At 60.2% G+C, this 25540-nt stretch carries 12 protein-coding genes and 2 rRNA genes; 7 read left to right on the top strand and 7 right to left on the bottom strand.

Annotated elements, in window-relative coordinates:
• The first annotated feature begins 91 nt into the window (after nucleotides 1-91).
• On the top strand, nucleotides 92-2392 hold the full coding sequence (locus L085_RS02520) for a TonB-dependent siderophore receptor (protein WP_044029939.1): 2301 nt from the start codon (nucleotides 92-94) through the stop codon (nucleotides 2390-2392).
• A 58-nt stretch (nucleotides 2393-2450) separates the two neighbouring features.
• On the opposite strand, the gene L085_RS02525 is transcribed toward L085_RS02520, so the two are convergent.
• The 3 genes from L085_RS02525 to L085_RS02535 all read right to left on the bottom strand — a co-directional run bounded on the left by L085_RS02525 (nucleotide 2451) and on the right by L085_RS02535 (nucleotide 8812).
• Nucleotides 2451-3683, bottom strand: coding sequence for a hypothetical protein (locus L085_RS02525; protein ID WP_015376340.1), 1233 nt, complete (start codon nucleotides 3681-3683; stop codon nucleotides 2451-2453).
• A gap of 47 nt (nucleotides 3684-3730) precedes the next feature.
• Nucleotides 3731-6640: a condensation domain-containing protein gene (locus tag L085_RS02530; RefSeq protein WP_044029940.1), complete on the bottom strand. Its 2910-nt coding sequence runs from the start codon at nucleotides 6638-6640 to the stop codon at nucleotides 3731-3733.
• A gap of 78 nt (nucleotides 6641-6718) precedes the next feature.
• Entirely contained in the window at nucleotides 6719-8812 is a 2094-nt protein-coding gene (locus L085_RS02535) for a TonB-dependent receptor (RefSeq protein ID WP_044029941.1), read from the bottom strand.
• A 533-nt stretch (nucleotides 8813-9345) separates the two neighbouring features.
• Here L085_RS02535 and L085_RS02540 point away from each other — a divergent pair.
• The 3 genes from L085_RS02540 to L085_RS02545 all read left to right on the top strand — a co-directional run bounded on the left by L085_RS02540 (nucleotide 9346) and on the right by L085_RS02545 (nucleotide 14116).
• Nucleotides 9346-10956, top strand: coding sequence for a condensation domain-containing protein (locus tag L085_RS02540; protein WP_044029942.1), 1611 nt, complete (start codon nucleotides 9346-9348; stop codon nucleotides 10954-10956).
• Between the two features lie 64 nt (nucleotides 10957-11020).
• Nucleotides 11021-11821, top strand: a complete 801-nt coding sequence (locus L085_RS25665; RefSeq protein ID WP_226988565.1) for a condensation domain-containing protein — start codon at nucleotides 11021-11023, stop codon at nucleotides 11819-11821.
• A 24-nt stretch (nucleotides 11822-11845) separates the two neighbouring features.
• Entirely contained in the window at nucleotides 11846-14116 is a 2271-nt protein-coding gene (locus L085_RS02545) for an amino acid adenylation domain-containing protein (RefSeq protein WP_226988566.1), read from the top strand.
• A 43-nt stretch (nucleotides 14117-14159) separates the two neighbouring features.
• Here the strand turns inward: L085_RS02545 and L085_RS02550 are convergent, their stop codons facing one another.
• Both L085_RS02550 and gltP read right to left on the bottom strand, forming a co-directional pair.
• Complete coding sequence (locus L085_RS02550) at nucleotides 14160-15503, bottom strand: condensation domain-containing protein (RefSeq protein ID WP_044029943.1); 1344 nt, start codon at nucleotides 15501-15503, stop codon at nucleotides 14160-14162.
• 273 nt (nucleotides 15504-15776) lie between these two features.
• Nucleotides 15777-17093, bottom strand: coding sequence for a glutamate/aspartate:proton symporter GltP (gene gltP, locus L085_RS02555; RefSeq protein WP_015376334.1), 1317 nt, complete (start codon nucleotides 17091-17093; stop codon nucleotides 15777-15779).
• A gap of 901 nt (nucleotides 17094-17994) precedes the next feature.
• On the opposite strand from gltP, the gene acs reads away from it, so the two are divergent.
• The 3 genes from acs (at nucleotide 17995) to actP (ending at nucleotide 22005) form a co-directional block, all read left to right on the top strand.
• A complete protein-coding gene (gene acs / locus L085_RS02560) occupies nucleotides 17995-19953 on the top strand; it encodes an acetate--CoA ligase (protein WP_044029944.1) in 1959 nt (652 codons plus the stop codon).
• A gap of 91 nt (nucleotides 19954-20044) precedes the next feature.
• A complete protein-coding gene (locus L085_RS02565) occupies nucleotides 20045-20356 on the top strand; it encodes a DUF485 domain-containing protein (RefSeq protein WP_004930047.1) in 312 nt (103 codons plus the stop codon).
• Nucleotides 20353-22005 carry a cation/acetate symporter ActP gene (actP, locus tag L085_RS02570; RefSeq protein WP_004930048.1) on the top strand — a complete coding sequence of 551 codons (1653 nt, stop codon included), beginning with the start codon at nucleotides 20353-20355 and terminating at the stop codon, nucleotides 22003-22005. The genes L085_RS02565 and actP overlap by 4 nt, the downstream gene beginning before the upstream one ends.
• Before the next feature lie 371 nt (nucleotides 22006-22376).
• Here actP and rrf read toward each other — a convergent pair.
• Nucleotides 22377-22492 (bottom strand): 5S ribosomal RNA (gene rrf / locus L085_RS02575).
• Between the two features lie 99 nt (nucleotides 22493-22591).
• Nucleotides 22592-25498 (bottom strand): 23S ribosomal RNA (locus L085_RS02580).
• Between the last annotated feature and the right edge of the window lie 42 nt (nucleotides 25499-25540).

Consider the following 25540-nt stretch of genomic DNA (forward strand, 5'->3'; position numbering starts at 1 on the left):
TGCCGCAGCCGATTTTCTATTCCGACTACACAAAAACTACAACCGCCTTTCCCCCATTCGGCGAGGGAGGGCAGCAAGGTAGGACACTCAGATGAAAAGCAAGCTATCACGTTATTCTTTAGCCACTCTTATCGGCTTGGGATTGGGCGCGTCCGCGTTCGCCAGCGCCGCGCAGCAGACCGACACCCCCACCACGGAAGAAAACAGCGGCACCACGGATAAAAAGCCGCGCGGCGAAGACACCATCGTCGTGACCGCCGCCCGGCAGAACCTGCAGGCGCCAGGGGTGTCCACCATCACCGCCGACGAGATCAAAAAACGCCCGCCGGCGCGCGACATCAGCGAACTGATCCGCACCATGCCCGGGGTTAACCTGACCGGCAACTCCACCAGCGGCCAGCGCGGCAACAATCGCCAGATCGATATCCGCGGCATGGGCCCGGAAAACACCCTAATTCTGATCGACGGCAAACCGGCCTCCAGCCGCAACTCGGTGCGTCAGGGCTGGCGCGGCGAACGCGACTCCCGCGGCGATACCGCCTGGGTGCCGCCGGAAATGATCGAACGCATCGAAGTGCTGCGCGGCCCCGCTGCTGCACGCTACGGCAACGGCGCCGCGGGCGGCGTGGTCAACATCATCACCAAGAAAGCCGGCGATGCGCTGCACGGCTCGCTGAACGGCTACTTCAACGTGCCGCAGCACAAGCAGGAAGGCGCCACCAAGCGCACTGACTTCAGCCTGTCCGGCCCGCTGAGCGATTCCCTGAGCTTCCGCCTGTTCGGCGGCTACAGCAAAACGCAGGCCGACGCCTGGGACATTAACGAATCGCATAAGTCGTACCGCGCTGCAGCCACAGCAACCACTCCTAGTTATGAAAATAGCGTTCCCGCTGGCCGCGAAGGGGTTATCGATAAAAACATCGACGCCCTGCTGCACTGGGATTTCGCCCATCTGCAGTCGCTGGAGTTCGAGTACGCCTACGGCCGCCAGGGCAACCTGTACGCCGGCGATACCCAGAACACCAACAGCAACGACCTGGTGCAGAGCAACTACGGCAAAGAGACCAACCGCATCTACCGTGAAACCTTCGGTCTGACCCATCGCGGCGCCTGGGACAACGGCGTGAGCACCAACAACTACGTTCAGTTTGAACGCACCCGCAACACCCGCCTGAACGAGGGCTTGGCCGGCGGCACCGAAGGCATCTTCGACACCAAGAACACCGGTTTCGGCACCACCAAGCTGGACGACTTCCTGGCGCACAGCGAAGTCAGCGTGCCGTTTGAGCTGGGCGTCGCGCAAACCGCCACGCTGGGCACCGAATGGACCCAGCAGCGGATGAAAGACGGCACCTCCACCAGCCAAACGCTGATGGGCGGCACCATTCCCGGCATGACCACCGGCACGCGCAGCCCTTACGCTTCCGCGCATATCTTCTCGCTGTTCGCCGAAGACAACATTGAGCTGACCGACACCACCATGCTGACGCCGGGTCTGCGCTACGATCTGCATTCGGAATCCGGCAACAACTGGAGCCCGGCGCTGAACCTGTCGCAGGAACTAGGTGATTACTTCACGCTGAAGATGGGCATCGCGCGTTCCTATAAAGCCCCGACGCTGTTCCAAACCAACGGCAACTACCTGCTGTACAGCAAAGGCCAGGGATGTGCCGGCAGCGATACCAAAAACGGCTGCTACCTGCTCGGCAACGACGATCTTAAAGCGGAAACCAGCGTTAACAAAGAGATCGGGCTGGAATTCCATAACGAGGGCTGGCTGGCCGGCGTGACCTACTTCCGCAACGATTACCACAACAAGATTGAGGCGGGTAACTCGCGCATCGCCACCAGCAGCAAAAATACAGCGGTCTACCAGTGGGAAAACGTGCCGAAGGCGGTGGTGCAGGGGCTAGAGGGCTCATTGAACGTGCCGGTCAGCGAGACCGTCACCTGGAGCAACAACGCCACCTACATGATCGAGAACAAGAACAAGACTACCGGCGATTACCTGTCGGTGATCCCGAAGTTCACCGTCAACTCGACCCTCAGCTGGCAGGCCACGCAGGATCTGTCGATGCAGTCCACTTTAACCTGGTACGGCCGGCAGAAGCCGAAGAAGTACAACTATCAGGGTAAACCGGCCACCGGCGGCGAAACCCGCGAGGTCAGCCCTTACGCCATCGTCGGCGCCAGCGCGACCTATGACCTGACTAAAAACGTCAGCCTCACCGCCGGCATCGACAACCTGTTCGACAAACGCCAGTTCCGCGCCGGCAACGCGCAGAACGTGGGTGACCCAAACACCGGCGTGATCAACATCGCCGGCGCGGGCGCGGCCACCTACAACGAACCGGGCCGCACCTACTACATGAGCATCAACACCCACTTCTGATGACATAACCCAACGACAAAGGGGTGCTCAGCACCCCTTTTTTACCTTTGCAATTCAGTTACCTGGTGTGCAGCTGAATGCGCACCACGCTTTCCGGCTTGCCGGCCTTGGTGGCAGCGCCGTCGTTTTTCACCGTCACGAACAGCGCGTCGCCTTTCGGATCCAACGCCAAGCTGTTAGGGTGCGGCGGCAGGTCTACGGTTTGCAGGCGCTTGAGGGTCTTGGCGTCAAACACCGTCAGCGTGCCGGCGCCGTGATCCACGCGCACGCCTTTGCGGTTGGCGACATACAGCCGCTGGCTACGCTCATCGAGCAGCAGGCCGATCGGCACCTCATCCGTCAGCTCACTGGCCAGCACTTTTCCGCTGTCCGCATCCAGCGCGAATACCCGGTGGCCGCTACTGCGCTTCACATAGTCGTGCCCCAGATGATGATTGCGGTAGTCGTCGCGGTCGATGCCCTGATCGACGCCCAGCAGGCGATTGCTCGCCGGGTCATACACCAGGTTCAGCAGCTGATCGGCCTGCACTTCGTGCGTGGCGGTGATCGCCAGCGTGTCGGCGTTCAGGGTGATCACCTGCCCCTGCATGTTGGAGACGAACACCCGGCGGCCCTTCTCATCCAGCGTGATGCCCACCGCGTTGTAGCCGAAGCCCGGGATCACTTTCTCCAGCTTGCCGGCCTTGGTATCGACCACATACAGCACGCTGTCGACGCCGAAGCCCAGCCCCGGCAGGAACAGACGGCCGCTTTGCGCGTCATACTTGAGCTCGCGGAGGCGGTACAGGTAGTCCTCGGTGATTTTAAACTTCTTCAGCTCCGCCAACAGGAAATCCAGACGCTTGCCGCTGATGCCCGCCTGCTTGTAAGCCTGCTCCAGCACCGCTTTGTCCAGCAACTTGATGCTGCCCAGCGCGTGGTTGGTGGTGGTGTCCACCACCCCGACTTCGCCGTTGAAGGCCTGCGTCAGGTACAGGCGATTGCCCGCGTCGTTCAGCGCCACGCCGAAGCCTTTCACCTGCAGCGGGATCTCCGCCTTGATCGCCAGGGTGTTGGGATCCAGCCGCAGCACGCGGGAGCGCGCCTCTTCCTTCCAGTCCGGCGCACTGACGAACAGCGCCTGTTGCGAGGTGCTGTAGGCCATCTCCACCACCGTCGACGACAGCGCCTGGCGCTTGATGTCCTGCGGTTTGATGCCGGCATCGTCGGCCTGCGCGGCGCCGGCGACCACCAGAGAGGCCGCCACCAGCAGCGACAGTAACGCGCGCGGGGTTGCTAGGGTTCCAGACATCCTTTTATCTCCTTGAAAATCATGCTTTCGGTTAGAGTGAAACAACGTCATGCCTGCGGCCCGGGCGGCAGCGCCGCCAGAGCGATATCGCCAGCGATGTGCTGCGCAAACTGGGTAAAGACGTGCTGAACGCCGTCGGCGATCAGATTGGCCTGCTCCCGGCTGTAGTGATCCTGGCGGTAGGTCATCATCACCCGCAGGGATTTCGCCCCCGCCAGATCGTCTTCCATCACCTCAAACTGCAGGCCGAGCAACGATTCGGCTTTTTCCGGCTCCACCTGCCGGTAGGCGATCGCGCTGCCGTCCTGCAGCTGGAACTCGCCGTTCAGCTTGATGCGGCTGTGGATCTGGATGAACACTTCGAACATGTGGTTCTTGCGGTCGGCGTCCACGCCGAACAGCCCTTCCTCCACCAGATCAATCGGAATGTCGGTGTATGGCAGCGAGCCGTTGATGGTGTTTTTCACCTGGCTGACCAAGCCGGCCACCGTCAGCCCTTCGTCAAAGCGCACGCGGTGCACCACCACGGTGGTGAAGTAGCCGACGGTATCGAAGAACTCGGCGTCGTTACGGCCGGAGGTCGAAGTGCCCACCAGCAGATCCGCCGGGCCGCCCAGCAGGCGCAGCGCCGAGGTAATCCCGGCATACACTACGTTGAACAGCGAAGAGTTGTTGCGGCGAGCGAGCTGATACAGGCCTTCCGCCACGGCGGGATCGACCTCGAACTCCAGCCAGCCGCCGTTGACGTCCGCCGGCGCCGGCACTGCCGGGTGGGTAGAGGGTTCTTGCAGGAAGATCGGCTGGCCGACCGGCGCGCCGCGCAGCGCATCGAGCCAGTAGTCCAGATGTTGCTGCTGCACCCCGGAGGCCCGCTGCTGCCGGGCGAAGGTGTGGAACTGCGGCGGTTGCCCGCTCCACTGCGGCGCCTGGCCGACGACGCGATGGCGGTAGGCGATGCCCAGCTCATCCATCATCAGGTTGAGCGACCATTCATCCAGCACCACATGGTGGAACAGCAGCGACAGCAGCTGTTGGCCGTTGTCCGCATCGCGCAGCAGCGTGACGCGCAGCGGCAGCTCGGCGGCCAGATCGAACCGGTGCTGGCCGGCATCGGCCAACAGGGCGGCGGCGTTGCCCGCCGGCGTCTCGTGCGAGAAGCGGAACCACGAGTAGTCCGCGAGTTCAGCAGCCGGCACCACCACCTGCACCACCTCGCCCTGCTGCTCGACAAAGCGTGAACGCAGCACGGTATGGCGAGTCATGACGTCGATAAACGCCTGATGCAGCGCCGTTTCATCCACCGCATCGAAGAAGCGCAGAGAGAACGGCAGGTTGAAAATCTCGTCATGGCCGAAGGCTTCATACACCTTCCACAGCGATTCCTGCGCCAGCGACAGCGGCGCCTGCGCGCGATCATGATCGTCGGCGGCGGCCACCGGGGCATTCGGCTGCGCGACGTTCAGGCGTTTGGCGTAGCCCGCCAACCCGCGCGCCGTCGGATGGCTGAACAGATCGTTAATGTTGATTTCGATCTGATGCAGGCTCAACAAGCGGCCGATCACCCGGGTGGCGACCAGCGAATGGCCGCCGCGATCGAAGAAGTCTTCATCCAGGGTCATTTCCGGCGCCACCAGCGCCTCACGGAACTCCTGCAAAATCAGCGGTGCAACGCTTTCGTCCGCCTCGCCGTTCGCCGCCGGCGCGGCCATCGCCGGGGAAGCGGCCTCAGCCGCCGGCAAGGCGACGGCAATCCGCTGCCCGGCCAGGAACGCGCTGAACTGCTCCAGCAGGAAAGGCGCCACATGGGGAGACAGGCGCGGATCGGTGACCAGCTCGAGCGTCAGCGCTTCCGCCTCTGGCAAGCCCAACAGCAGCGCCAGTTCAAACGGCGTATGCAGCGGCGGCAGCAACATGCGCTCGGCGTGAACGCCTTCCAGCCGCCACTCTGCGGCCAGATCGTCGCGCCAGGCCACCAGCAGCTGCGCCCGTTGCGGGTCCGGCTGTTCAGCCACGGCCTGCACCAGCAGCCGCTGCCCGACGTCGCTCTCGCCATGCTGCACGGTCAGGCGCATCAGCGGCGGCGCCGTCAGGCCAAGCTCCAGGCCGACGAACTCCGCCGTTTCCGCGGCCGGCACACACAGCTGCACCGCTTGGCCGCCGGCCTGCGCGGCGACGAACTCGGCAAACCGCGCCGCCACCGCCGCCAGCAAGGCCCGCGGCGTGTCGTTGGCGGGCAACAGCGAGCGATCAATGCGCGTGACCACGCGCGCGCCCACCGGCGGCAACGCTTCAGCACGCGGCGCCGGGCTGCGGTAATCCTGCAGCGAGACCGCCTGGCGCGCCCAGGGCAGTTGCGGCTCCGGGGTTTCCGCCAGCTCGACCGGCTCCGCCGCGAAAGGCAGAGACATCACATCCCCGTTGTAACGGGCGGACAGCATCGCCGGCAGGTGGCGCCAAGGCAGCGTTTCCGCCAGGATGTCATGCAAGACCACGCCCAAAATCACGGCATCGCCCGGCGTGAGCAACAGCAAGCCGCGCAGCGGCGCTTCGTTTTCCAGTTCAAACGGCGTTGCCTGCGCCTGCAGCAGGCAACCCATGGCGTGTTGTTCGTCCGCCACCTGACGAAGGCTCACCGGCAACGGTGCCGAGCCGGCGGGGCGTTTAACCAGCCCGTTTTCGTCATCAAAAACATAGCGCACGTCCACGCCCGGCGTCTCCCGCACCAGCGCCTGCAGCGCCGCCGCCAGCCGGGCGATATCCACTTCCCCCGTCAGGCGCCAGGCCAGCGCCCGCTGCCCGCGTGCGTCACCCTGCTGCAGATGGGCGAACCATGCCCGCTCTTCGGCTTCGCTTACCGGCCGCTCGCCGTTGGCCGACGCCGCGCCCAGCGCCTGAAACGCGCTCTCCAGCCGCTGGGCCTCTTCATCGCTCAGAATGCTGTCAAAATCACCGATCACTGCGTTATCTCCTTTGCCCGGCCGTGCCGGGATAGCGCATAAAACGGGGGACATTCGTCCCCCGTCACCGCGATAGCGTTAGAAAGTCAGCTCAACCGCTGCACCGACCAGGCGGCCTCGCTGGAGAGTCGCCGTGTAAATGTCATTGCTTCTGACCATCTCGCGGCGGTCGGAGTCAAACAGGTTCTTCGCATACAGCGTGGCGCGGCCGTAGTCGAAGGTGTAAGCCAGCTGGGCGTTGGCCGTCCAATAGGAGCCGATGCGCCCGCGCGAGTCGTTGTCGTATTGCGAATAGTAGGAGTCGGTGAACGCCACGTTGCTGCTCAGCTCCCACCCTTTCAGGAACTGATACTTGGCCCCCATGTTGGCGGTGTAAGCCGGCGCGCGCGCCAGTTCATGCCCTTCCACGCCGCTGCCCGAGAACTTTTTGATGTCGGTTTTCAGCAGGCCGAGGTTGCCGAACAGCTCGAAGTCCCAGCGCGGCTGCCAGGTGGCGCCGATTTCCGCCCCGTAGGTTTCCACCTTGTCGGCGTTGCGGATCACGCTGGAGTTCTCACCCAGCGAGTACGGCAGCTGCATGTCTTTGTAATCGTTGTAGAAGATGTTACCCGTCAGCACCACGTTGGCGTCTTTCAGGTGATGACGGGTGTACAGCTCGTAGTTCCAGACATACTCGGAACCGTAGGTGTAACTGACCACCGGCGTGCCGATCGTGATGCCGCCACCGCCGGCGTTATAGCCGCGTGCGATCTTGGCGCCGTAGGTTTGGGTATCCGTCGGTTTCCAGGCCACGTCCAGCTTCGGCAGGAACACGGTGTAGGTTTCATCGAAGTCGATGCGCACCGCCTGGCTGCCGCCGTCGCGGCGACGGTGTTCGCGTTCCAGACGGCTGGCGGCGGTCACGTCCACCTGCGGCGTCAGCGCATAGGTCAGCTCGGCGAACGCCGAATGGGTATCGGTTTTATCCTTGAAGGTCGAGCCGCCGAAAATGTTGACGAACTCATCCTGCGTGCCGTGGAAATAACGCAGCCCCGCCAGCCCGTGCAGGCGGCTGTCCGCGCCGCCGAAGCGCACCACCGGCTCCACGTGAACTTCCTGGCCGTCGATCTCGGCGTATTGGATGTTGTAAGCGGTAGGACGGTTGATGTTGAAATCGGTGTAGATAACGCGGTTTTCAAACGTCAGCGCATCGGAGGCCTCCCAGGCCAGATCCCAGATAGTGCTGTTCATGTTGCTTTTGAACACGGCGCGGCGCGGATCGTGACGCGGATTGGTCGGATGCGGCTGCGGGTTGAGGCTTTCGTTTTGCGGTGCGGTGCTGCCGAAGTGGTTAAAGGTCAGCTTGGTGGTCAGATCGCGCAGGCCGGCCGGATTGAACAACAGCTTGGCGCGGGCGGTGGTGGCTTCCACTTCACGCGGATCGCCCACTGGCGCATAGGCCGGCAGGTCAGCCTCGCTGCGGCGGCGCTGGCGATCGACGCTGACGCGGAACGCCAGCTGCTCCTCCACCAGCGGGCCAGACGCCATGGCGGCCAACTGTGACGAGTGCTGGTTGCCGGCTCCGCCCTTGAAGGCGCTTTCCCATTCGAAGGTCGGGTCTTTACTGGCCATGACGATGGCGCCGGCGATGGCGTTGCGCCCCTGGATGTAGCTTTGCGGGCCGAGGAACACTTCGACGCGATCCAGATCCCACAGCGACTGCGGGCCGAACGCCTGTTCGTTATAGGTCAGCGAACGGCCGTCCAACGACAGATTGAGGCGCGGGCGGGTGCCGCTGAGGAAAGCATTGGCCCCGACGTTCGGGCCGGAACCGTCGATACCGCGCACGGTCGGCAGTTCGTTGCCGATGCCCAGATCCACCACGTTGGGGGTCATGCGCAGCAGATCGGGGATCTGCACCGCGTCGGGCATCGAGGCGATGCGGTTGCTGTCGAACACCTGCACGCTGGAGCCGGTGTCGAAAATGGAACGTTTGATCTTCTCACCGGTGACCAGCAGCGTTTCCGCGTCCTGGTAGGTTTCGTTGCTCTTCGTTTCCGCCGCGTTGACGTTACCGATCGCCAGTGAACACACGCCTAAAAATACCGAGGAAAATGCCCCAATGGCTCTTAACCCCGCCTTTTCCCCGTTTCCTACGCTTTCATGCCGTTGAGCCGCAAAATGCTTGCCCATAGATGTCTTCTCCTTTCATCCCAGAGGTGCACAAAATTTGATTTTTTTTACACAACCTACATCGACACTCACACAGACCATGACGCTGCGGCCTTCCCGACCTTGCTGTTGCTTATCCCTGCGGCAAACCTATGCCTTGCGCGGCCGAACGGGCGCGGCCCGTCCACGGCCAAGCCGCCGGCGGAGCGGCCGACGGCTTGTATAAAAACGTAAAATAATGTTAAGAATGATAATATTTTGCATTTTCTAATGCAAATCATTATCAATAAAGGTGTGAGAGCGGCCACGATAACCGCCAGAAAACCTTATACTTTCGCAGGTAAAACAAGCGCTGAAACAACAGGCAATAATTACAATGCTAAGAATAATATGAATAAATTATTCACACCCAACCCCATGCCTGCCCGTTACAGCTAAAACCCCTTATAGATAGCACCCTCGCGTCAAATGGATCAAATAATAATAATTTTCATTCCTATTAACATTTGGATATATTCTTGCAGTCTCGTTGGCTGAATCAAAATGGATACCCGATGAAAGCTTTGACCACGATGCAGGCCGCCTATTGGGTTGGCCGACAGTCCGCTCCCCCTCTGGGCGGCATGGCCGCCCATCTGTATGCGGAGTTCGACGGCGGCGAGCTGGATATCGCTCGGCTGCGCCAGGCCGTCGAGGCGTTGTACCTGCGTCATCCGCTGTTGCGCCTGCGCATTACCGACGATGGCCGGCAGACGATCGCGTCTCCCGGCCCCCGACATACCTTGCATCTCGACGACTGGCGACACGCCGATGAAGCAACGCAGGCGGCCGCGCTCGCCGCCAAACGCCAGGCGAAAAGCACCCAGTTGCTGCCGCTGGAACAGGGCGTTCCCTGCGATATCAGCCTGAGCCTGTTGCCGGAAGGACGCAGCCGCCTGCATGTCGATCTCGACATGATCGCCGGCGATGCCATGAGCTTTCGCCTGTTGATGGAAGATCTGACGGCGTTTTATCACCAGTGTCCGGCGGCCCCAGCCCATGACGCGCCGCCGGCCTACTTCGATCACCTCGAACGACGCGACGCCGACGTGGCGCTGCGCCAGCGGCGCGAACGCGGCCAACGTTGGTGGCGTGAACGCCTGGCGCAGGTGCCGCCGGCGCCGCGCCTGCTGCGCACGCCGGACCGCTGCCGCAGCGATCGCCTGGCCGTACAGCTGAATGCAGAAGAAAGCCGCGCGCTGGAGAGTGTGGCCAAGCGGCACCACACCTCCCTCTCGACGCTGTTTCTGGCGCTGTTCGCGCTGGCCGTCGGCCAGGGTTGGAACATGACGCGCTTCCGGCTCAACGTGCCGCTGTTCCACCGCGAGAGCGAACGGGAGGACGCACATCGCCTCATCGGCGATTTCTCTAACCTGGTGCTGCTCGGCGTGGAACTGAACCCGACGGAAAACCTGAACGCCTTCTGCCGGCGCCTGATGACGCAGCTGGCGGAGCTGATCGAGCATGCGGATTACCCCGGCGTCAGCGTGATGCGCGATCTGTCGCGCCTGCACGGCAGCCTGCAGCCTTCGCCGGTGGTGTTTACCGCCGGTTTCGGCATCCGCGGCAAAACGCTGTTTTCCGAACGGGTCACCAACACCTTTGGCCGTCTCGGTTGGGTGATCTCTCAGGGGCCGCAGGTGGCGCTGGATGCGCAGGTCGCCCACGTCGACGACGGCATTCTGATCAACTGGGACGTGCGGCTGGACGCGTTCCCCGAGCACGTGCTGCCGCGCCTGCTGGCCTGTTACCGGGCGCTGCTGCACCTGGCCGCGCGGCAAGCGGGGGCGTTCGATCGCCCGCTGTCGCAGCTGCTGGCGCAATGCACGCCCGACGCGCTGGCGCAGCAGGCGCCGGTGCGCCAGGTGCTGCACCGGCTGCTGGCGCGGGTGGCTCCCGAGGCCAATGTGCGCGACCACGACGATATCCGCCGGTTGGCCTTGCCGGATGCCGGGGTGAACGCGCTGCTGACGGTGCTCAACAAGTATCTGGCGGCGGCGCTGACGGCGCAGGATCTGACGGCGCATCCCTCCCCGGCGGCGCTGGCGGCGTTGATCTGCCAACGGTCGCCCGAGGCAGGAAGGCATGCGAAAACGCTGCTCGCCGCGCTGGCGCCGCAGCACTGAGATCGGTTTCCGGGCGCACGGTGCCCGGCTCGTTTTAATCGGTTAGCGACTATAGGGAAGTACCATGGAGACACCATTAACCGCACTTCAGCAGGCCTACCTTCTGGGCCGCAGCGATCGATGGCCGCTCGGCGGCGTAGCGATGCACGACTTTCGCGAATACCGCGCCCGGCAGCAGGATGTACCGCGCCTTGAAGCGCGTCTGACCGAGCTGGTACAGCACTACCCGGCGTTGCGCACCTGCATCGATGTGCAGCGCGGCACGCAGCACGTACGCCCGGAAACCACGCTGCATCTGGATCGCCACGATCTGCGCGCCCTTGATGGCGAAACGGCGCAGCGCCAGGTCGAACAGCTGCGCGAGCGCTACTCCCACCAGCGCCACGATCCGAGCCAACCGCTGTGGCGCATCGCCGTGATCCAACTTGCCGAACAGCAGGATCCGACGGGATCGCCGTACGATATGCTGATCTTTACCAGCTTTGATGCCTTGATCCTCGACGGCCAGGGGATCTCCACCGTGATCGCGCGCCTGTTCGACGATCGCCCTCTGACGTCGACCGCCGCCGCACTGCCGCCCCCCGCCGCATCGGCGGCGCAGCGCCAGGCCGATGCCGCCTACTGGCGTGAAAAGCTGCAAGATGTCACCACCCCGTCGGCACTGCCGTGGCGCGCCCCGCTCGCCAATCTCACCTCATCACGCTATCGCCGCGCCACCTTGACGCTACCGCGCGATACGGTAAAACAGCTTGGCCGCCTGGGATCGCCGCATGCGCTGCTGCGCAACAGCCTGCTCTCGGCGCTGGTCCTCGATACGCTGGCCCACTGGACCACCGACGGTGAGCTGTGCGTCGGGTGCCGGTAGCGTTCCCCGCCGCCGACTGGTGCCTTGGGCAACGCCTCCAGCTTCGTGGCGGTGCGCTATTCCCGTCACGGCGAAGATTTTATCCAGCGCGCGCAAGCCCTGCAGGACGACGTGCTCGGCGCGCTCGACCACCTGGCGTTTTCCGGCGTCGATCTGGCGCGGCAGTTGCTCGGCCAAAGCCAGGGCGGCCCGGCGCTGCCGGTGATCCTGACCAACTGTCTGGGTTGGGAAACGCTGCCGGCCGAGGCGCCGGTGCGCTTTCACTACGGCCTGACCCAAACGCCGCAGGTCGCCATCGATATTCGCCTGACGCTGGACAGCGAAAAAAACCTGCAGCTGTGCGTGGACTACGCCGAACAGGCGCTGCACGGCGAGCAGGTAGAAGCCATGCTGGCGGCGTTGCAGCGACGCATCCTGCGCAGTTGCCAACGCGCCGACCTGGCGATCGCGCCGCGAGATTTCATCGATCTGGCGCATTATCGCCACAACGACAGCGAAGCGAATTACGCGCCTTATCCTTATCTGGCGCAGCTGGCCAAGCGGCTGTTTGGCGCACAAAACGGCGGCAACGCGCTGATCTGCGGCGAACAGACGCTGACCTACCGCGAACTGGGCCAGCGGATCGCCACGGCGATCGCCAACCTGCAAAGCCGCGGCGTGCAGCCGGGCAACGTGGTGGCGTTGTATCTGCCGCGCAGCCCAGAACAGATCATCTTCAGCCTCGCCTGCGCCCTGCAGGGCGTGATCTGGGTGCCTATCGATATCAACTCACCGCCGGAACGCACCGCCTACCTGCTGGAGAACTGCCGGCCAACGCTGGTGGTGCACGGCGGCGATCTGGAGACGCCGATCGGCGTGACGCCGGCGATCCTGCTGGCGCCGACGGATCGCGCGCCTGCGCTGCCGGATGAACAGACGTTGGTGGAACGCAGCGCCAGCCTGGCCGCAAGCTACTACCTGTATACCTCCGGTACCACCGGCAAGCCCAAATGCGTGGTGCTCAACAACCGCGCCACCGCCAACGTTATCCACCAGACCCAGCAACGCTGGGCGGTCACCGCCGACGACGTGTTCATTTCCGTCACGCCGCCGCACCATGATATGTCGATGTTCGATCTGTTCGGTTCGCTGTGCGCCGGCGCTACGCTGGTGCTACCGGCGCCGCATCAGGAAAAAGACGCCATCAGCTGGAACCATCTGGTGGAAAAACATCGGGTCAGCCTGTGGTGTTCGGTGCCGGCCATTCTGGAGATGCTGCTCACCTGCAAAACGGCCGGCAGCCTGCGTTCGCTGCGTCTGGTGGCGCAAGGCGGCGACTACATCAAGCCGGCGACGGTGCAAACCCTGCGAACCCTACGCCCGGATCTCGCGCTGTTCTCGCTCGGCGGGCCGACCGAAACCACCATCTGGAGCATCTGGCACCCGATCGCCCCGCAGGAGAGCGGCACTGTGCCTTACGGCCGCCCGCTGCCCGCCAACCGTTATTTCATCTGCCATGACGACGGCAGCCATTGCCCGGCCGGCGTGGTCGGCCGCATCCATACCGCCGGGGTCAACCTGGCGTTGGGCTACCTGGAACAGGGTGAGCTGAGGCAGCACGATTTCATCACCCTCGAAGGGCCGGACGGACAACCGCTGCGCGCTTTCCGCACTGGCGATCAGGGCTACTACCGTGCGGACGGCAACATCATGTTCGCCACCCGAGTGAACGGCTATGTGAAGATCCGCGGCGTGCGCGTCTCGCTGCCGGAAATCGAAGACGTGCTGCGCCGCCATCCGGCGATCCTGGATATGGTAGTGGTGGATTATCCCAGCGGAGAGAACAACGAGGCGGCGCTCGGCGCCCTGTATCTGACCCGTGACGGCAAACCGCTGCCGCTGTCCGAGATCCGCGCCTTCGCCACCGGCTATCTGCCCTGTACCCATATTCCCACGCGCTTTATCCATGCCGAGGCGCTGCCGCTGTCTGCCAACGGTAAAACCGACCGCCATCGCATCCGCGCCGACCTGAGCCACCAGCAAACCGCGCCGGCGTTGAACGCCTGCGCGGCCCCGCCGCCGAACGCGCCGCTGGCGCGCAGCGCCGAGATCCTGACCATTTACTGGCAGGCGATCGGCGTGACCCCGCGCCCGGAATGGGGGGAAGAGACGGCGTTTATCGCCATGGGGCTGAAGCTGCCGCATATCAAACAGGTGGCCTCACGCCTCAATGACGCTTTCGGCACCCGTCTGGTAAGCAGTTCGCTCTTGCCGTGCAAGAACGCGCGCGAAGTGGCGGCGTTGCTGGCCAGCTGAAGTCCTGCCACTCGGGCGGGAGCACCCTCCCGCCCGCACTTTCTCAGGCGGGCAACGCCGTCAGGGCCGCCAGCGGTTGCTCCCAGGCTTCCCGCTGCAGCGCACGCAACAGAAATTCTTGCAGCGCCTCGCCATAGTCCAGCGCATCCTCCGTCGGAAACTGCTCCAGATAGATATCGATATCCACCTGCAGATCGCGGGCGTCGGTGCGGCCGCGATAAGTCAGGTTGAAACCGTCGCCCGAGCCGCCGGCCAATACGCTGCGCGTACCGCTGCAGCCGGTAAAACGGGGCGTATCGAAGGGTTGCACGTTGATGAAAGGGGAAATAAAGAAGCGCGAGTCCGGATCCACGCCGCGATCGGCGGCCAGTTGGCGCAGGCGGTAGCCGGCGTGGCTGCGCAGCTCCCGCAGCTGCTGCGTCAGCGTGGTGAGAAAGCTCCCCAGCGTCTCCGCTTGCGGCGGTGACACCAGCAGCGGCAGGGTATTGACCGCCAGCGAAGGCACGTTGGTGGCGGCCTGCCCACGGCGATTCAGCGCCGGCATCCACATCGGCAGCGTATCGCCCTGCCGGGTACAGCGCGGCATCACCTGAAACAGCCAGGCCGCCGACAGCGCCACCAGCAAGTCGGGCCAATTGATGCCACTGCGTTCCGACTGCTGCGCCAGACGTTGCGCGACTTCTGTCGGCAACCGACGGTTGACGCTCAGGCGTCGCACGCCATACTCCCTGCCGCCCTTGCGCACCGTCGGCAACGCCTGCGACGGCGGCAGATAGCTCTGCCAAAAGCGCCGATCGCGCTCGCATCGCTCAGAATCAGCGTAGGCCAGCTCGGCCTGTTGAAAGACATTAAAGGCACCCAGGGGCATACCCGCGCTACCCTCACCCAGATAGTGCGCATATAACGCGGCACAGCGGTGTTCGATCAGGGCCATACCGAAGCCATCAATCAGAATATGGTGCGCACGCACGTACCAGAGGTAGCGCTCCGGCCCCAATTTGAGCAGCCAGGCTGCGGCTAGCGGCTCGCTATGTAGCGCCCGGCGCTGCGCGATATCTTCGCGCATCAGGCTTTGCGCCGCCTGCCAGGGATCGCCGTGCGTTTGCAGATCGATGCGTTGCAATGGCGGTGTGCACTGTGGATCGTAACGTAACGGCGGGGGAGCGTCGCCATGCCGCTCACCAAAGCGCAAGGCAAACGCCTGCGTCTCGGCGAGAGTGGTGGCGATCGCCCGGCAGAGCGCCTCTTCCTCTACCGCGCCACACAGTTCGGTGCAATGTGCGACGGTGGACAGAGTCTGCCCAGGGTGCAAGGTGTGTTCTTCCCAGAAATCAAGCTGCGCTGGCGCCAGCGGCAACCATTCAGAGGCCAAAGCGGTGTCCGACATGTTACCTACCTTTGATAAGCCTGAATAAAGACGCCGAACGGGCGTAACCCCACCGTTCAACGGCTTTGCGTGTCTCCATACATCATCAAATGAAAATAATAATAACATCTATTATCATTTCTATTAATTTGGTAACACTTTAGATTCTGTTAAGCGGGGATGCAAGTCGCGCAGTAGGACAGAGAAAAGAAAGTGGCCGGTTGAAGAGCCATAAAAACAAAACGCCCCGGCACAACTGCCTGGGGCGTTTTCAACGTCGGCGATACTCGGTAATTAGGCCTGGTTGGCCGGCTTCACCTTCTGCGCCAGGAACTCCGTTTCGTAGGCCAGCGCCTTCTTGCGATCAAACTGGTGCTCCCATTTGGCGATCACCAATACCGCCAGCGCGTTACCCACCACATTCAGCGCAGTGCGCGCCATATCCAGGATACGGTCCACGCCGGCGATGAACGCCAGGCCTTCCAACGGAATGCCGACGCTGCCCAGGGTGGCCAGCAGCACCACGAACGAGACGCCCGGCACGCCGGCGATCCCTTTCGAGGTCACCATCAGCGTCAGCACCAGCACGATCTCCTGCCCCAACGACAGCTCGATGCCGTACAACTGGGCAATAAAGATGGCGGCGATGCTCTGGTACAGCGTCGAGCCATCCAGGTTAAAGGAGTAACCCGTCGGCACCACGAAGCTGGTGATCGACTTGGGAGCGCCATAAGCCTCCATCTTTTCGATGATGCGCGGCAGCACCGTTTCCGAACTGGCGGTGGAATAAGCCAGGATCAGTTCGTCTTTCAGGATGCGGATCAGCGTCCAGATGCGCAGGTTGCACAGCCGGGCGACCGCCCCCAGCACCACCAGGGCGAAGAACGCAATGGCGAAGTACACCAGCACCACCAGCTTGGCCAGCGGCAGCAGCGAAGCGAAACCGAAGTTGGCTACCGTGACCGCAATCAGGCCAAACACCCCGATCGGCGCATAGCGCATAATCATGTGGGTGACTTTGAACATGCTCTCGGACACCGCCTTGAACACCTTCAGCAGCGGCTCTTTGGTCTCTTTCGGCAACGACGACAGCCCCAGACCGAACAGCACCGAGAAGAAGATAATCGGCAACATGTCGCCCTTGGCCATCGACGAGAAGACGTTCGACGGAATCAACGACAGAATGGTCGCCACCAGACTGTGCGAACCGCTTTGCACCTGTTCGGTGGTTTTCTCGTACTGCGAAATGTCCACCGTGGTCAGCGTCGACATATCGATGCCGTGGCCGGGTTGGAAGACGTTGGCCAAGGTGAGCCCCACCACGATGGCGACGGTGGTGATCACTTCGAAGTAGATAATGGTTTTCAATCCGATGCGGCCCAGCTTTTTCGCATCCCCCACGCCGGCAATACCGACGATCAGCGTGGAAATAACGATCGGCACCACAATCATCTTGATCAGACGAATAAAGATATCACCCGCCGGGCTGAGAATATTGCTCACCAGCCACTCACGAGATTCGGTCTGGTTGTGCAATACCGCGCCAACAATAATACCCAGTACCAACGCGATCAGGATTTGCCAAGCCAGGCTAATTTTTACACTTTTCATACCCAAAAAGTCCTCAAAGACTCTTTGCGCCGTACAAAGTCGCAACACGGCGAAAAGAATACTTAATCATTTATTACAGGCTTATGTTAATTCAGTGGAAGCGTTCACCTGCCCTGGGTGCGACGCAGTATAAATCTGTATCATCCGGGCGGCATGCTCTGCAAGCCTTGATTTGTCAGGCTTGAGCGCTGAATCGAATCACAAAAATTTCGCGTTACTATTTCAAATGGCATAATTGCTTGTTATTAAAAACATAATTTTTCATATAATGAAGTACATAACCGCGCCGACGACGGTTTTTTGAACGCGATTAAAATGCGTTATTTTTCGCTCATTCTGCATATTTAATCCGCATCGTATGTTTATATTTTGTTACTCAAAAGTCAAACAAATGAGAATTGGCCGAGTGACACTTTCGTCCATAAATGCAGCGCCACTTTATATTTCGATTAAAAATCGAACGATACCGCAGGATGAATGCCACAGGGTATTTCCCGAGTTTTCATCAGGAATTAAGCGTTAATAAAACGTTATTTCACGCGGTGCAGTCCATCGTTATATCGTGCTAATGCCAACTTAGAATATTAATAGCGAAAAACAACCCAAAAAGATTTATAGCGAGAAATAATGGCGGCCCTGATCGTATCTATTAATTTCGCGGCAGTTGAGTCCGTTTTGGTTTATTCTTTTTTATTCTTTATATAAGTGTTTTTGGTTAAAAACGTGGGTTTATGAGGATTTAAGCGCCAAAGAGATAGATACGCCCTGCAAATGCGACAGAACGATTACAAATCAATATCTTTGTTGCGTGATCTGCCGCGCAAAAAAGAAACAAAGAATCGTAGCAAACTATACTTAACCTTCAGTTGACATATCATTAACAACTTCAAGGAGAAAAGCTATGAGCCAACTGCATAAACACGCTATTCCTTCTGCAATTGCAGAACGCGCCCTGATTAATCCGGCACAATACCAACAGTATTATCAACAGTCGGTTCAAGACCCAGAGGCTTTCTGGGGTGAGCATGGCAAAATCCTGGATTGGATCAAACCCTATACCAAAGTTAAAAATACCTCGTTCGATCCGGGCCACGTCAGCATTCGCTGGTTTGAAGACGGCACCTTGAACCTGGCGGCCAACTGCCTGGACCGCCATCTGGCCGAGCGCGGTGACCAAACCGCCATTATCTGGGAAGGCGATGACCCGACCCAATCCAAAAAGGTGACTTACAAGCAGCTGCACCACGATGTCTGCCAATTCGCCAACGTGCTGAAACAGCTCGGCGTTAAAAAAGGCGACGTGGTGGCCATCTATATGCCGATGGTGCCGGAAGCGGCGGTCGCCATGCTGGCCTGCGCGCGCATCGGCGCCGTACATTCGGTGATCTTCGGCGGCTTCTCGCCGGAAGCCGTCGCCGGGCGCATTATCGACTCCAACGCCAAACTGGTGATCACCGCCGATGAAGGCCTGCGCGCCGGCCGCGCCGTGCCGCTGAAAAAGAACGTCGACGATGCGCTGAAAAATCCCGGCGTGGTCACCGTGGCCAACGTGGTGGTATTCAAACGCACCGGTAAACCGGGCTACTGGCAGGAAGGGCGCGATCTGTGGTGGCATGAGCTGACCCAGGGCGTCTCCGCAGACTGCCCGCCGGAAGAAGTGAACGCCGAAGATCCGCTGTTCATCCTGTACACCTCCGGTTCGACCGGCAAGCCGAAAGGCGTGCTGCACACCACCGGCGGCTACCTGGTCTACGCTGCGATGACCTTTAAGTATGTGTTCGACTACCACGACGGCGACATTTACTGGTGCACCGCCGACGTGGGCTGGGTCACAGGCCACAGCTATCTGCTGTACGGCCCGCTGGCCTGCGGTGCCACCACGCTGATGTTCGAAGGCGTGCCTAACTATCCGGGCGTCAATCGCCTGTCGCAGGTGATCGACAAACACCAGGTCAACATTCTGTATACCGCGCCGACCGCCATTCGCGCGTTGATGGCCGAAGGCGACAAGGCGATCGAAGGCACCCGACGCGATTCGCTGCGCATCATGGGCTCGGTCGGCGAACCGATCAACCCGGAAGCCTGGGAGTGGTATTACAACAAGATCGGCAACGCGAGATGCCCGATCGTCGACACCTGGTGGCAAACCGAAACCGGCGGCTTCATGATTACCCCGCTGCCGGGCGCCACTGAGCTGAAAGCCGGTTCCGCCACGCGGCCGTTCTTTGGCGTACAGCCGGCGCTGGTCGATAACGTCGGCACGCCGCAGGAAGGCGCCTGCGAAGGCAACCTGGTGATCGTCGATTCCTGGCCGGGCCAGGCGCGCACCCTGTTCGGTGACCATGATCGCTTCGAGCAAACTTACTTCTCGACCTTCAAAGGCATGTACTTCAGCGGCGACGGCGCCCGCCGCGACGAGGACGGTTACTACTGGATCACCGGCCGCGTCGACGACGTGCTGAACGTCTCCGGCCACCGTCTGGGCACCGCCGAGATCGAGTCCGCGCTGGTATCGCACCCGAAAATCGCCGAAGCGGCGGTGGTCGGCATTCCTCACAACATCAAAGGCCAGGCGATCTACGCCTACATCACGCTGAACCACGGCGAAGAACCGACGCCGGAGCTCTATACCGAAGTGCGCAACTGGGTGCGCAAAGAGATAGGGCCGATCGCTACACCGGATGTGCTGCACTGGACAGACTCGCTGCCCAAAACGCGCTCCGGCAAGATCATGCGGCGCATCCTGCGCAAAATTGCCGCCGGCGACACCAGCAACCTGGGGGATACCTCCACGCTGGCGGATCCGGCCGTAGTCGACAAGCTGTTGGAAGAAAAACAATCAATGAAAGTGCCGTCATAATTTACGCCGCTTCAGGCCGCTCATTCGGATAACGCGCCGTTGAGCGGCCCTGGCGCGGCGTACTCTCTCAATACCGACTGGAGACACTCTGATGAATGACACCATTTATCAAGGGATTGAAGAAAACCCGCGCTTTAAAGAGCTGGTGAGAAAACGCGGCCGGTTCGCCTGGCTGCTTTCGCTGATTACGCTGGCGCTGTACGTCGGCTTTATTTTGTTGATCGCCTTCGATCCACAATGGCTCGGTACGCCGATCGCCGCCGGATCGACCATCACCCGCGGGATCCCGGTCGGCGTCGGGTTGATCGTGATCTCTTTCGTCTTGACCGGGATCTACGTGTTTCGCGCTAACGGCGAGTTCGATCGCCTCACCGCAGAGATCCTGCGCGAGGTGAAACAATGAAGCGCTTATTGTCCGCCGCCGCGCTGCTGTTACTGCCGGGCCTGGCCTGCGCCGACGCCATTGGCGGCGAGGTGCATCGCCAGCCGCTGAACATCCAGGCGATCGTGATGTTTATCCTGTTTGTCGGTGCCACCCTGTACATCACCTACTGGGCGTCCAAACGCACCCGTTCCCGTCAGGACTACTACACCGCGGGCGGGCGCATTACCGGCCTGCAAAACGGCCTGGCGATCGCCGGTGACTTCATGTCCGCTGCCTCGTTCCTCGGGATCTCCGCATTGGTCTACACCTCGGGCTATGACGGGCTGATCTACTCCATCGGCTTCCTCATCGGCTGGCCGATCATTCTGTTCCTGATCGCGGAACGCCTGCGCAATCTCGGCCGCTATACCTTCGCCGATGTCGCCTCTTACCGTCTGCAGCAGAAACCGATCCGCACCCTCTCGGCCTGCGGCTCGTTGGTGGTGGTGGCGCTATATCTGATCGCGCAGATGGTCGGCGCCGGCAAACTGATCCAGCTGCTGTTCGGGCTCAACTACCACGTGGCGGTGATCCTGGTCGGCATTCTGATGGTGCTGTACGTGCTGTTCGGCGGCATGCTGGCCACCACCTGGGTGCAGATCATCAAAGCGGTGCTGCTGCTGGCCGGCGCCAGCTTTATGGCGCTGATGGTGATGAAGTCGGTTAACTTCGACTTCAATACCCTGTTCGCCGAAGCGGTGAAGGTGCACCCGAAAGGCATCGCCATCATGAGCCCCGGCGGGCTGGTGTCCGATCCGATTTCCGCGCTGTCGCTTGGCCTGGCGCTGATGTTCGGCACCGCCGGCCTGCCGCACATCCTGATGCGTTTCTTCACCGTGAGTGACGCCAAGGAAGCGCGCAAGAGCGTGTTCTACGCCACGGGCTTTATCGGTTACTTCTATATCCTGACCTTTATCATCGGCTTCGGCGCCATCTTGCTGGTTAGCGCCAATCCGGCGTTCAAAGACGCCACCGGCGCGCTGCTGGGCGGCACCAACATGGCGGCGGTGCACCTGGCCAATGCCGTTGGCGGCAACTTCTTCCTCGGCTTTATCTCGGCGGTGGCGTTCGCCACCATTCTGGCAGTGGTTGCAGGCCTGACGCTGGCCGGCGCCTCGGCCGTGTCCCATGACCTGTACGCCAGCGTGATTAAAAATGGCAAGGCGACCGAGCGCGATGAGCTGAAGGTCTCCAAGATCACTGTCGTGGTATTGGGGCTGGTCGCCATTGCCCTGGGGATTTTGTTCGAGAAGCAGAATATCGCCTTTATGGTGGGGCTGGCGTTCTCCATCGCCGCCAGCTGTAACTTCCCTATCATTATCCTGTCGATGTACTGGTCGCGTTTGACGACTCGCGGCGCGATGATTGGCGGCTGGCTGGGTCTGTTAACGGCGGTGATTCTGATGATCCTCGGCCCGACGATCTGGGTGCAGATCCTCGGCCATGAGAAACCGATTTATCCGTATGAATACCCGGCGTTGTTCTCGATGATCGTGGCCTTTGTCGGCACCTGGCTGTTCTCGATCACCGACAGCTCGCTGGCCGGGCAGCAGGAGCGGGAACGCTTCCGGGCCCAGTTTGTCCGTTCTCAAACCGGGCTGGGCATCTCTCAGGGCAGCTCGCATTGATCGAATAATAAGTGAAAAAAGCAAACACACCCTAATCAAAGGCCCTTCGGGGCCTTTTCTCTGGCTCGCTGGCGGAAAATAAGGTGGAGGGGGAAAACCGCGCAGCGTAGCTGCGCTTTTTTACGTATTGCACATAGCAAAAAGCCCTGAACGTCAGTTCAGGGCTTTCAGCTTTATTTGATGCCTGGCAGTTTATGGCGGGCGTCCTGCCCGCCCCCCTTCGGGCCGTTGCTTCGCAACGTTCAAATCCGCTCCCGGCGGATTTGTCCTACACCATTCGTCTCAGGATGCCCATGCTCGGGCAGAACGCCAGATAACAGACAAAACAAAAAGCCCCATGCTTTCGCATGAGGCTTATTGTTTTATTTGATGCCTGGCAGTGTCCTACTCTCGCATGGGGAGACCCCACACTACCATCGGCGCTACGGCGTTTCACTTCTGAGTTCGGCATGGGGTCAGGTGGGACCACCGCGCTATTGCCGCCAGGCAAATTCTGTTTCATTCCAACCGCTTCACTCTCGTGTCGCCATCAGAACCAATCTCGGAACTTCGCTGAAAATCTCTCTAAAAACACCTTCGGTGTTGTAAGGTTAAGCCTCACGGATCATTAGTACTGGTTAGCTCAATGCATCGCTGCACTTACACACCCAGCCTATCAACGTCTTAGTCTTAAACGTTCCTTCAGGGRCCTTAAAGGYCCAGGGAAGACTCATCTTGAGGCAAGTTTCGCGCTTAGATGCTTTCAGCGCTTATCTTTTCCGCACTTAGCTACCGGGCAATGCCATTGGCATGACAACCCGAACACCAGTGGTGCGTTCACTCCGGTCCTCTCGTACTAGGAGCAACCCCTCTCAATCTTCCAACGCCCACGGCAGATAGGGACCGAACTGTCTCACGACGTTCTAAACCCAGCTCGCGTACCACTTTAAATGGCGAACAGCCATACCCTTGGGACCTACTTCAGCCCCAGGATGTGATGAGCCGACATCGAGGTGCCAAACACCGCCGTCGATATGAACTCTTGGGCGGTATCAGCCTGTTATCCCCGGAGTACCTTTTATCCGTTGAGCGATGGCCCTTCCATTCAGAACCACCGGATCACTAAGACCTACTTTCGTACCTGCTCGAGCCGTCACTCTCGCAGTCAAGCTAGCTTATGCCTTTGCACTAACCTCACGATGTCCGACCGTGATTAGCTAACCTTCGTGCTCCTCCGTTACTCTTTGGGAGGAGACCGCCCCAGTCAAACTACCCACCAGACACTGTCCTCACCCCGGATCACGGGGCCGAGTTAGAACATCAAACATTAAAGGGTGGTATTTCAAGGATGGCTCCACGCAGACTGGCGTCCACGCTTCAAAGCCTCCCACCTATCCTACACATCAAGGCTCAATGTTCAGTGTCAAGCTATAGTAAAGGTTCACGGGGTCTTTCCGTCTTGCCGCGGGTACACTGCATCTTCACAGCGAGTTCAATTTCACTGAGTCTCGGGTGGAGACAGCCTGGCCATCATTACGCCATTCGTGCAGGTCGGAACTTACCCGACAAGGAATTTCGCTACCTTAGGACCGTTATAGTTACGGCCGCCGTTTACTGGGGCTTCGATCAAGAGCTTCGCCTTGCGGCTGACCCCATCAATTAACCTTCCAGCACCGGGCAGGCGTCACACCGTATACGTCCACTTTCGTGTTTGCACAGTGCTGTGTTTTTATTAAACAGTTGCAGCCAGCTGGTATCTTCGACTGGCTTCAGCTCCATCCGCAAGGGACTTCACCTACATGCCAGCGTGCCTTCTCCCGAAGTTACGGCACCATTTTGCCTAGTTCCTTCACCCGAGTTCTCTCAAGCGCCTTGGTATTCTCTACCTGACCACCTGTGTCGGTTTGGGGTACGATTTAATGTTACCTGGAGCTTAGAGGATTTTCCTGGAAGCAGGGCATCAACTACTTCTGCACCGTAGTGCATCGTCATCACGCCTCAGGGTTAGTATGCAACCGGATTTACCAGGTCACACCCCCTACACGCTTAAACCGGGACAACCGTCGCCCGGCCAGCCTAGCCTTCTCCGTCCCCCCTTCGCAGTAACACCAAGTACAGGAATATTAACCTGTTTCCCATCGACTACGCTTTTCAGCCTCGCCTTAGGGGTCGACTCACCCTGCCCCGATTAACGTTGGACAGGAACCCTTGGTCTTCCGGCGAGCGGGCTTTTCACCCGCTTTATCGTTACTTATGTCAGCATTCGCACTTCTGATACCTCCAGCAACCCTCACAGGCCACCTTCAACGGCTTACAGAACGCTCCCCTACCCAACAACGCTAAGCGTCGCTGCCGCAGCTTCGGTGCATGGTTTAGCCCCGTTACATCTTCCGCGCAGGCCGACTCGACCAGTGAGCTATTACGCTTTCTTTAAATGATGGCTGCTTCTAAGCCAACATCCTGGCTGTCTATGCCTTCCCACATCGTTTCCCACTTAACCATGACTTTGGGACCTTAGCTGGCGGTCTGGGTTGTTTCCCTCTTCACGACGGACGTTAGCACCCGCCGTGTGTCTCCCGTGATAACATTCTTCGGTATTCGGAGTTTGCATCGGTTTGGTAAGCCGGGATGGCCCCCTAGCCGAAACAGTGCTCTACCCCCGAAGATGAGTTCACGAGGCGCTACCTAAATAGCTTTCGGGGAGAACCAGCTATCTCCCGGTTTGATTGGCCTTTCACCCCCAGCCACAAGTCATCCGCTAATTTTTCAACATTAGTCGGTTCGGTCCTCCAGTTAGTGTTACCCAACCTTCAACCTGCCCATGGCTAGATCACCGGGTTTCGGGTCTATACCTTGCAACTAATCGCCCAGTTAAGACTCGGTTTCCCTACGGCTCCCCTATACGGTTAACCTTGCTACAAAATATAAGTCGCTGACCCATTATACAAAAGGTACGCAGTCACACCACGAAGGTGCTCCCACTGCTTGTACGTACACGGTTTCAGGTTCTATTTCACTCCCCTCGCCGGGGTTCTTTTCGCCTTTCCCTCACGGTACTGGTTCACTATCGGTCAGTCAGGAGTATTTAGCCTTGGAGGATGGTCCCCCCATATTCAGACAGGATGTCACGTGTCCCGCCCTACTCATCGAACTCACGACCTGTGCATTTTAGTGTACGGGGCTATCACCCTTTGCTGCGCGACTTTCCAGACGCTTCCACTAACACACAAGCCGATTCAGGTTCTGGGCTCMTCCCCGTTCGCTCGCCGCTACTGGGGGAATCTCGGTTGATTTCTTTTCCTCGGGGTACTTAGATGTTTCAGTTCCCCCGGTTCGCCTCATGCCACTATGTATTCATGACATGATAGTGTGTCGAAACACACTGGGTTTCCCCATTCGGGTATCGCCGGTTATAACGGTTCATATCACCTTACCGACGCTTTTCGCAGATTAGCACGCCCTTCATCGCCTCTGACTGCCTAGGCATCCACCGTGTACGCTTAGTCACTTAACCTCACAACCCGAAGATGTTTCCATCGTTCGYGCTGCAAACATT

Origin of the sequence: Serratia sp. FS14 (assembly GCF_000695995.1) — a bacterium.
Lineage (GTDB): Bacteria > Pseudomonadota > Gammaproteobacteria > Enterobacterales > Enterobacteriaceae > Serratia > Serratia nematodiphila.

Bases quoted from the DNA above. Each gene is read 5' to 3' on its own strand.
- L085_RS02520 (WP_044029939.1), top strand. From the start codon at position 92: ATGAAAAGCAAGCTATCACGTTATTCTTTAGCCACTCTTATCGGCTTG.
- L085_RS02525 (WP_015376340.1), bottom strand. From the start codon at position 3,683: ATGTCTGGAACCCTAGCAACCCCGCGCGCGTTACTGTCGCTGCTGGTG.
- L085_RS02535 (WP_044029941.1), bottom strand. From the start codon at position 8,812: ATGGGCAAGCATTTTGCGGCTCAACGGCATGAAAGCGTAGGAAACGGG.
- L085_RS02540 (WP_044029942.1), top strand. From the start codon at position 9,346: ATGAAAGCTTTGACCACGATGCAGGCCGCCTATTGGGTTGGCCGACAG.
- L085_RS25665 (WP_226988565.1), top strand. From the start codon at position 11,021: ATGGAGACACCATTAACCGCACTTCAGCAGGCCTACCTTCTGGGCCGC.
- L085_RS02550 (WP_044029943.1), bottom strand. From the start codon at position 15,503: ATGTCGGACACCGCTTTGGCCTCTGAATGGTTGCCGCTGGCGCCAGCG.
- gltP (WP_015376334.1), bottom strand. From the start codon at position 17,093: ATGAAAAGTGTAAAAATTAGCCTGGCTTGGCAAATCCTGATCGCGTTG.
- acs (WP_044029944.1), top strand. From the start codon at position 17,995: ATGAGCCAACTGCATAAACACGCTATTCCTTCTGCAATTGCAGAACGC.
- L085_RS02565 (WP_004930047.1), top strand. From the start codon at position 20,045: ATGAATGACACCATTTATCAAGGGATTGAAGAAAACCCGCGCTTTAAA.
- actP (WP_004930048.1), top strand. From the start codon at position 20,353: ATGAAGCGCTTATTGTCCGCCGCCGCGCTGCTGTTACTGCCGGGCCTG.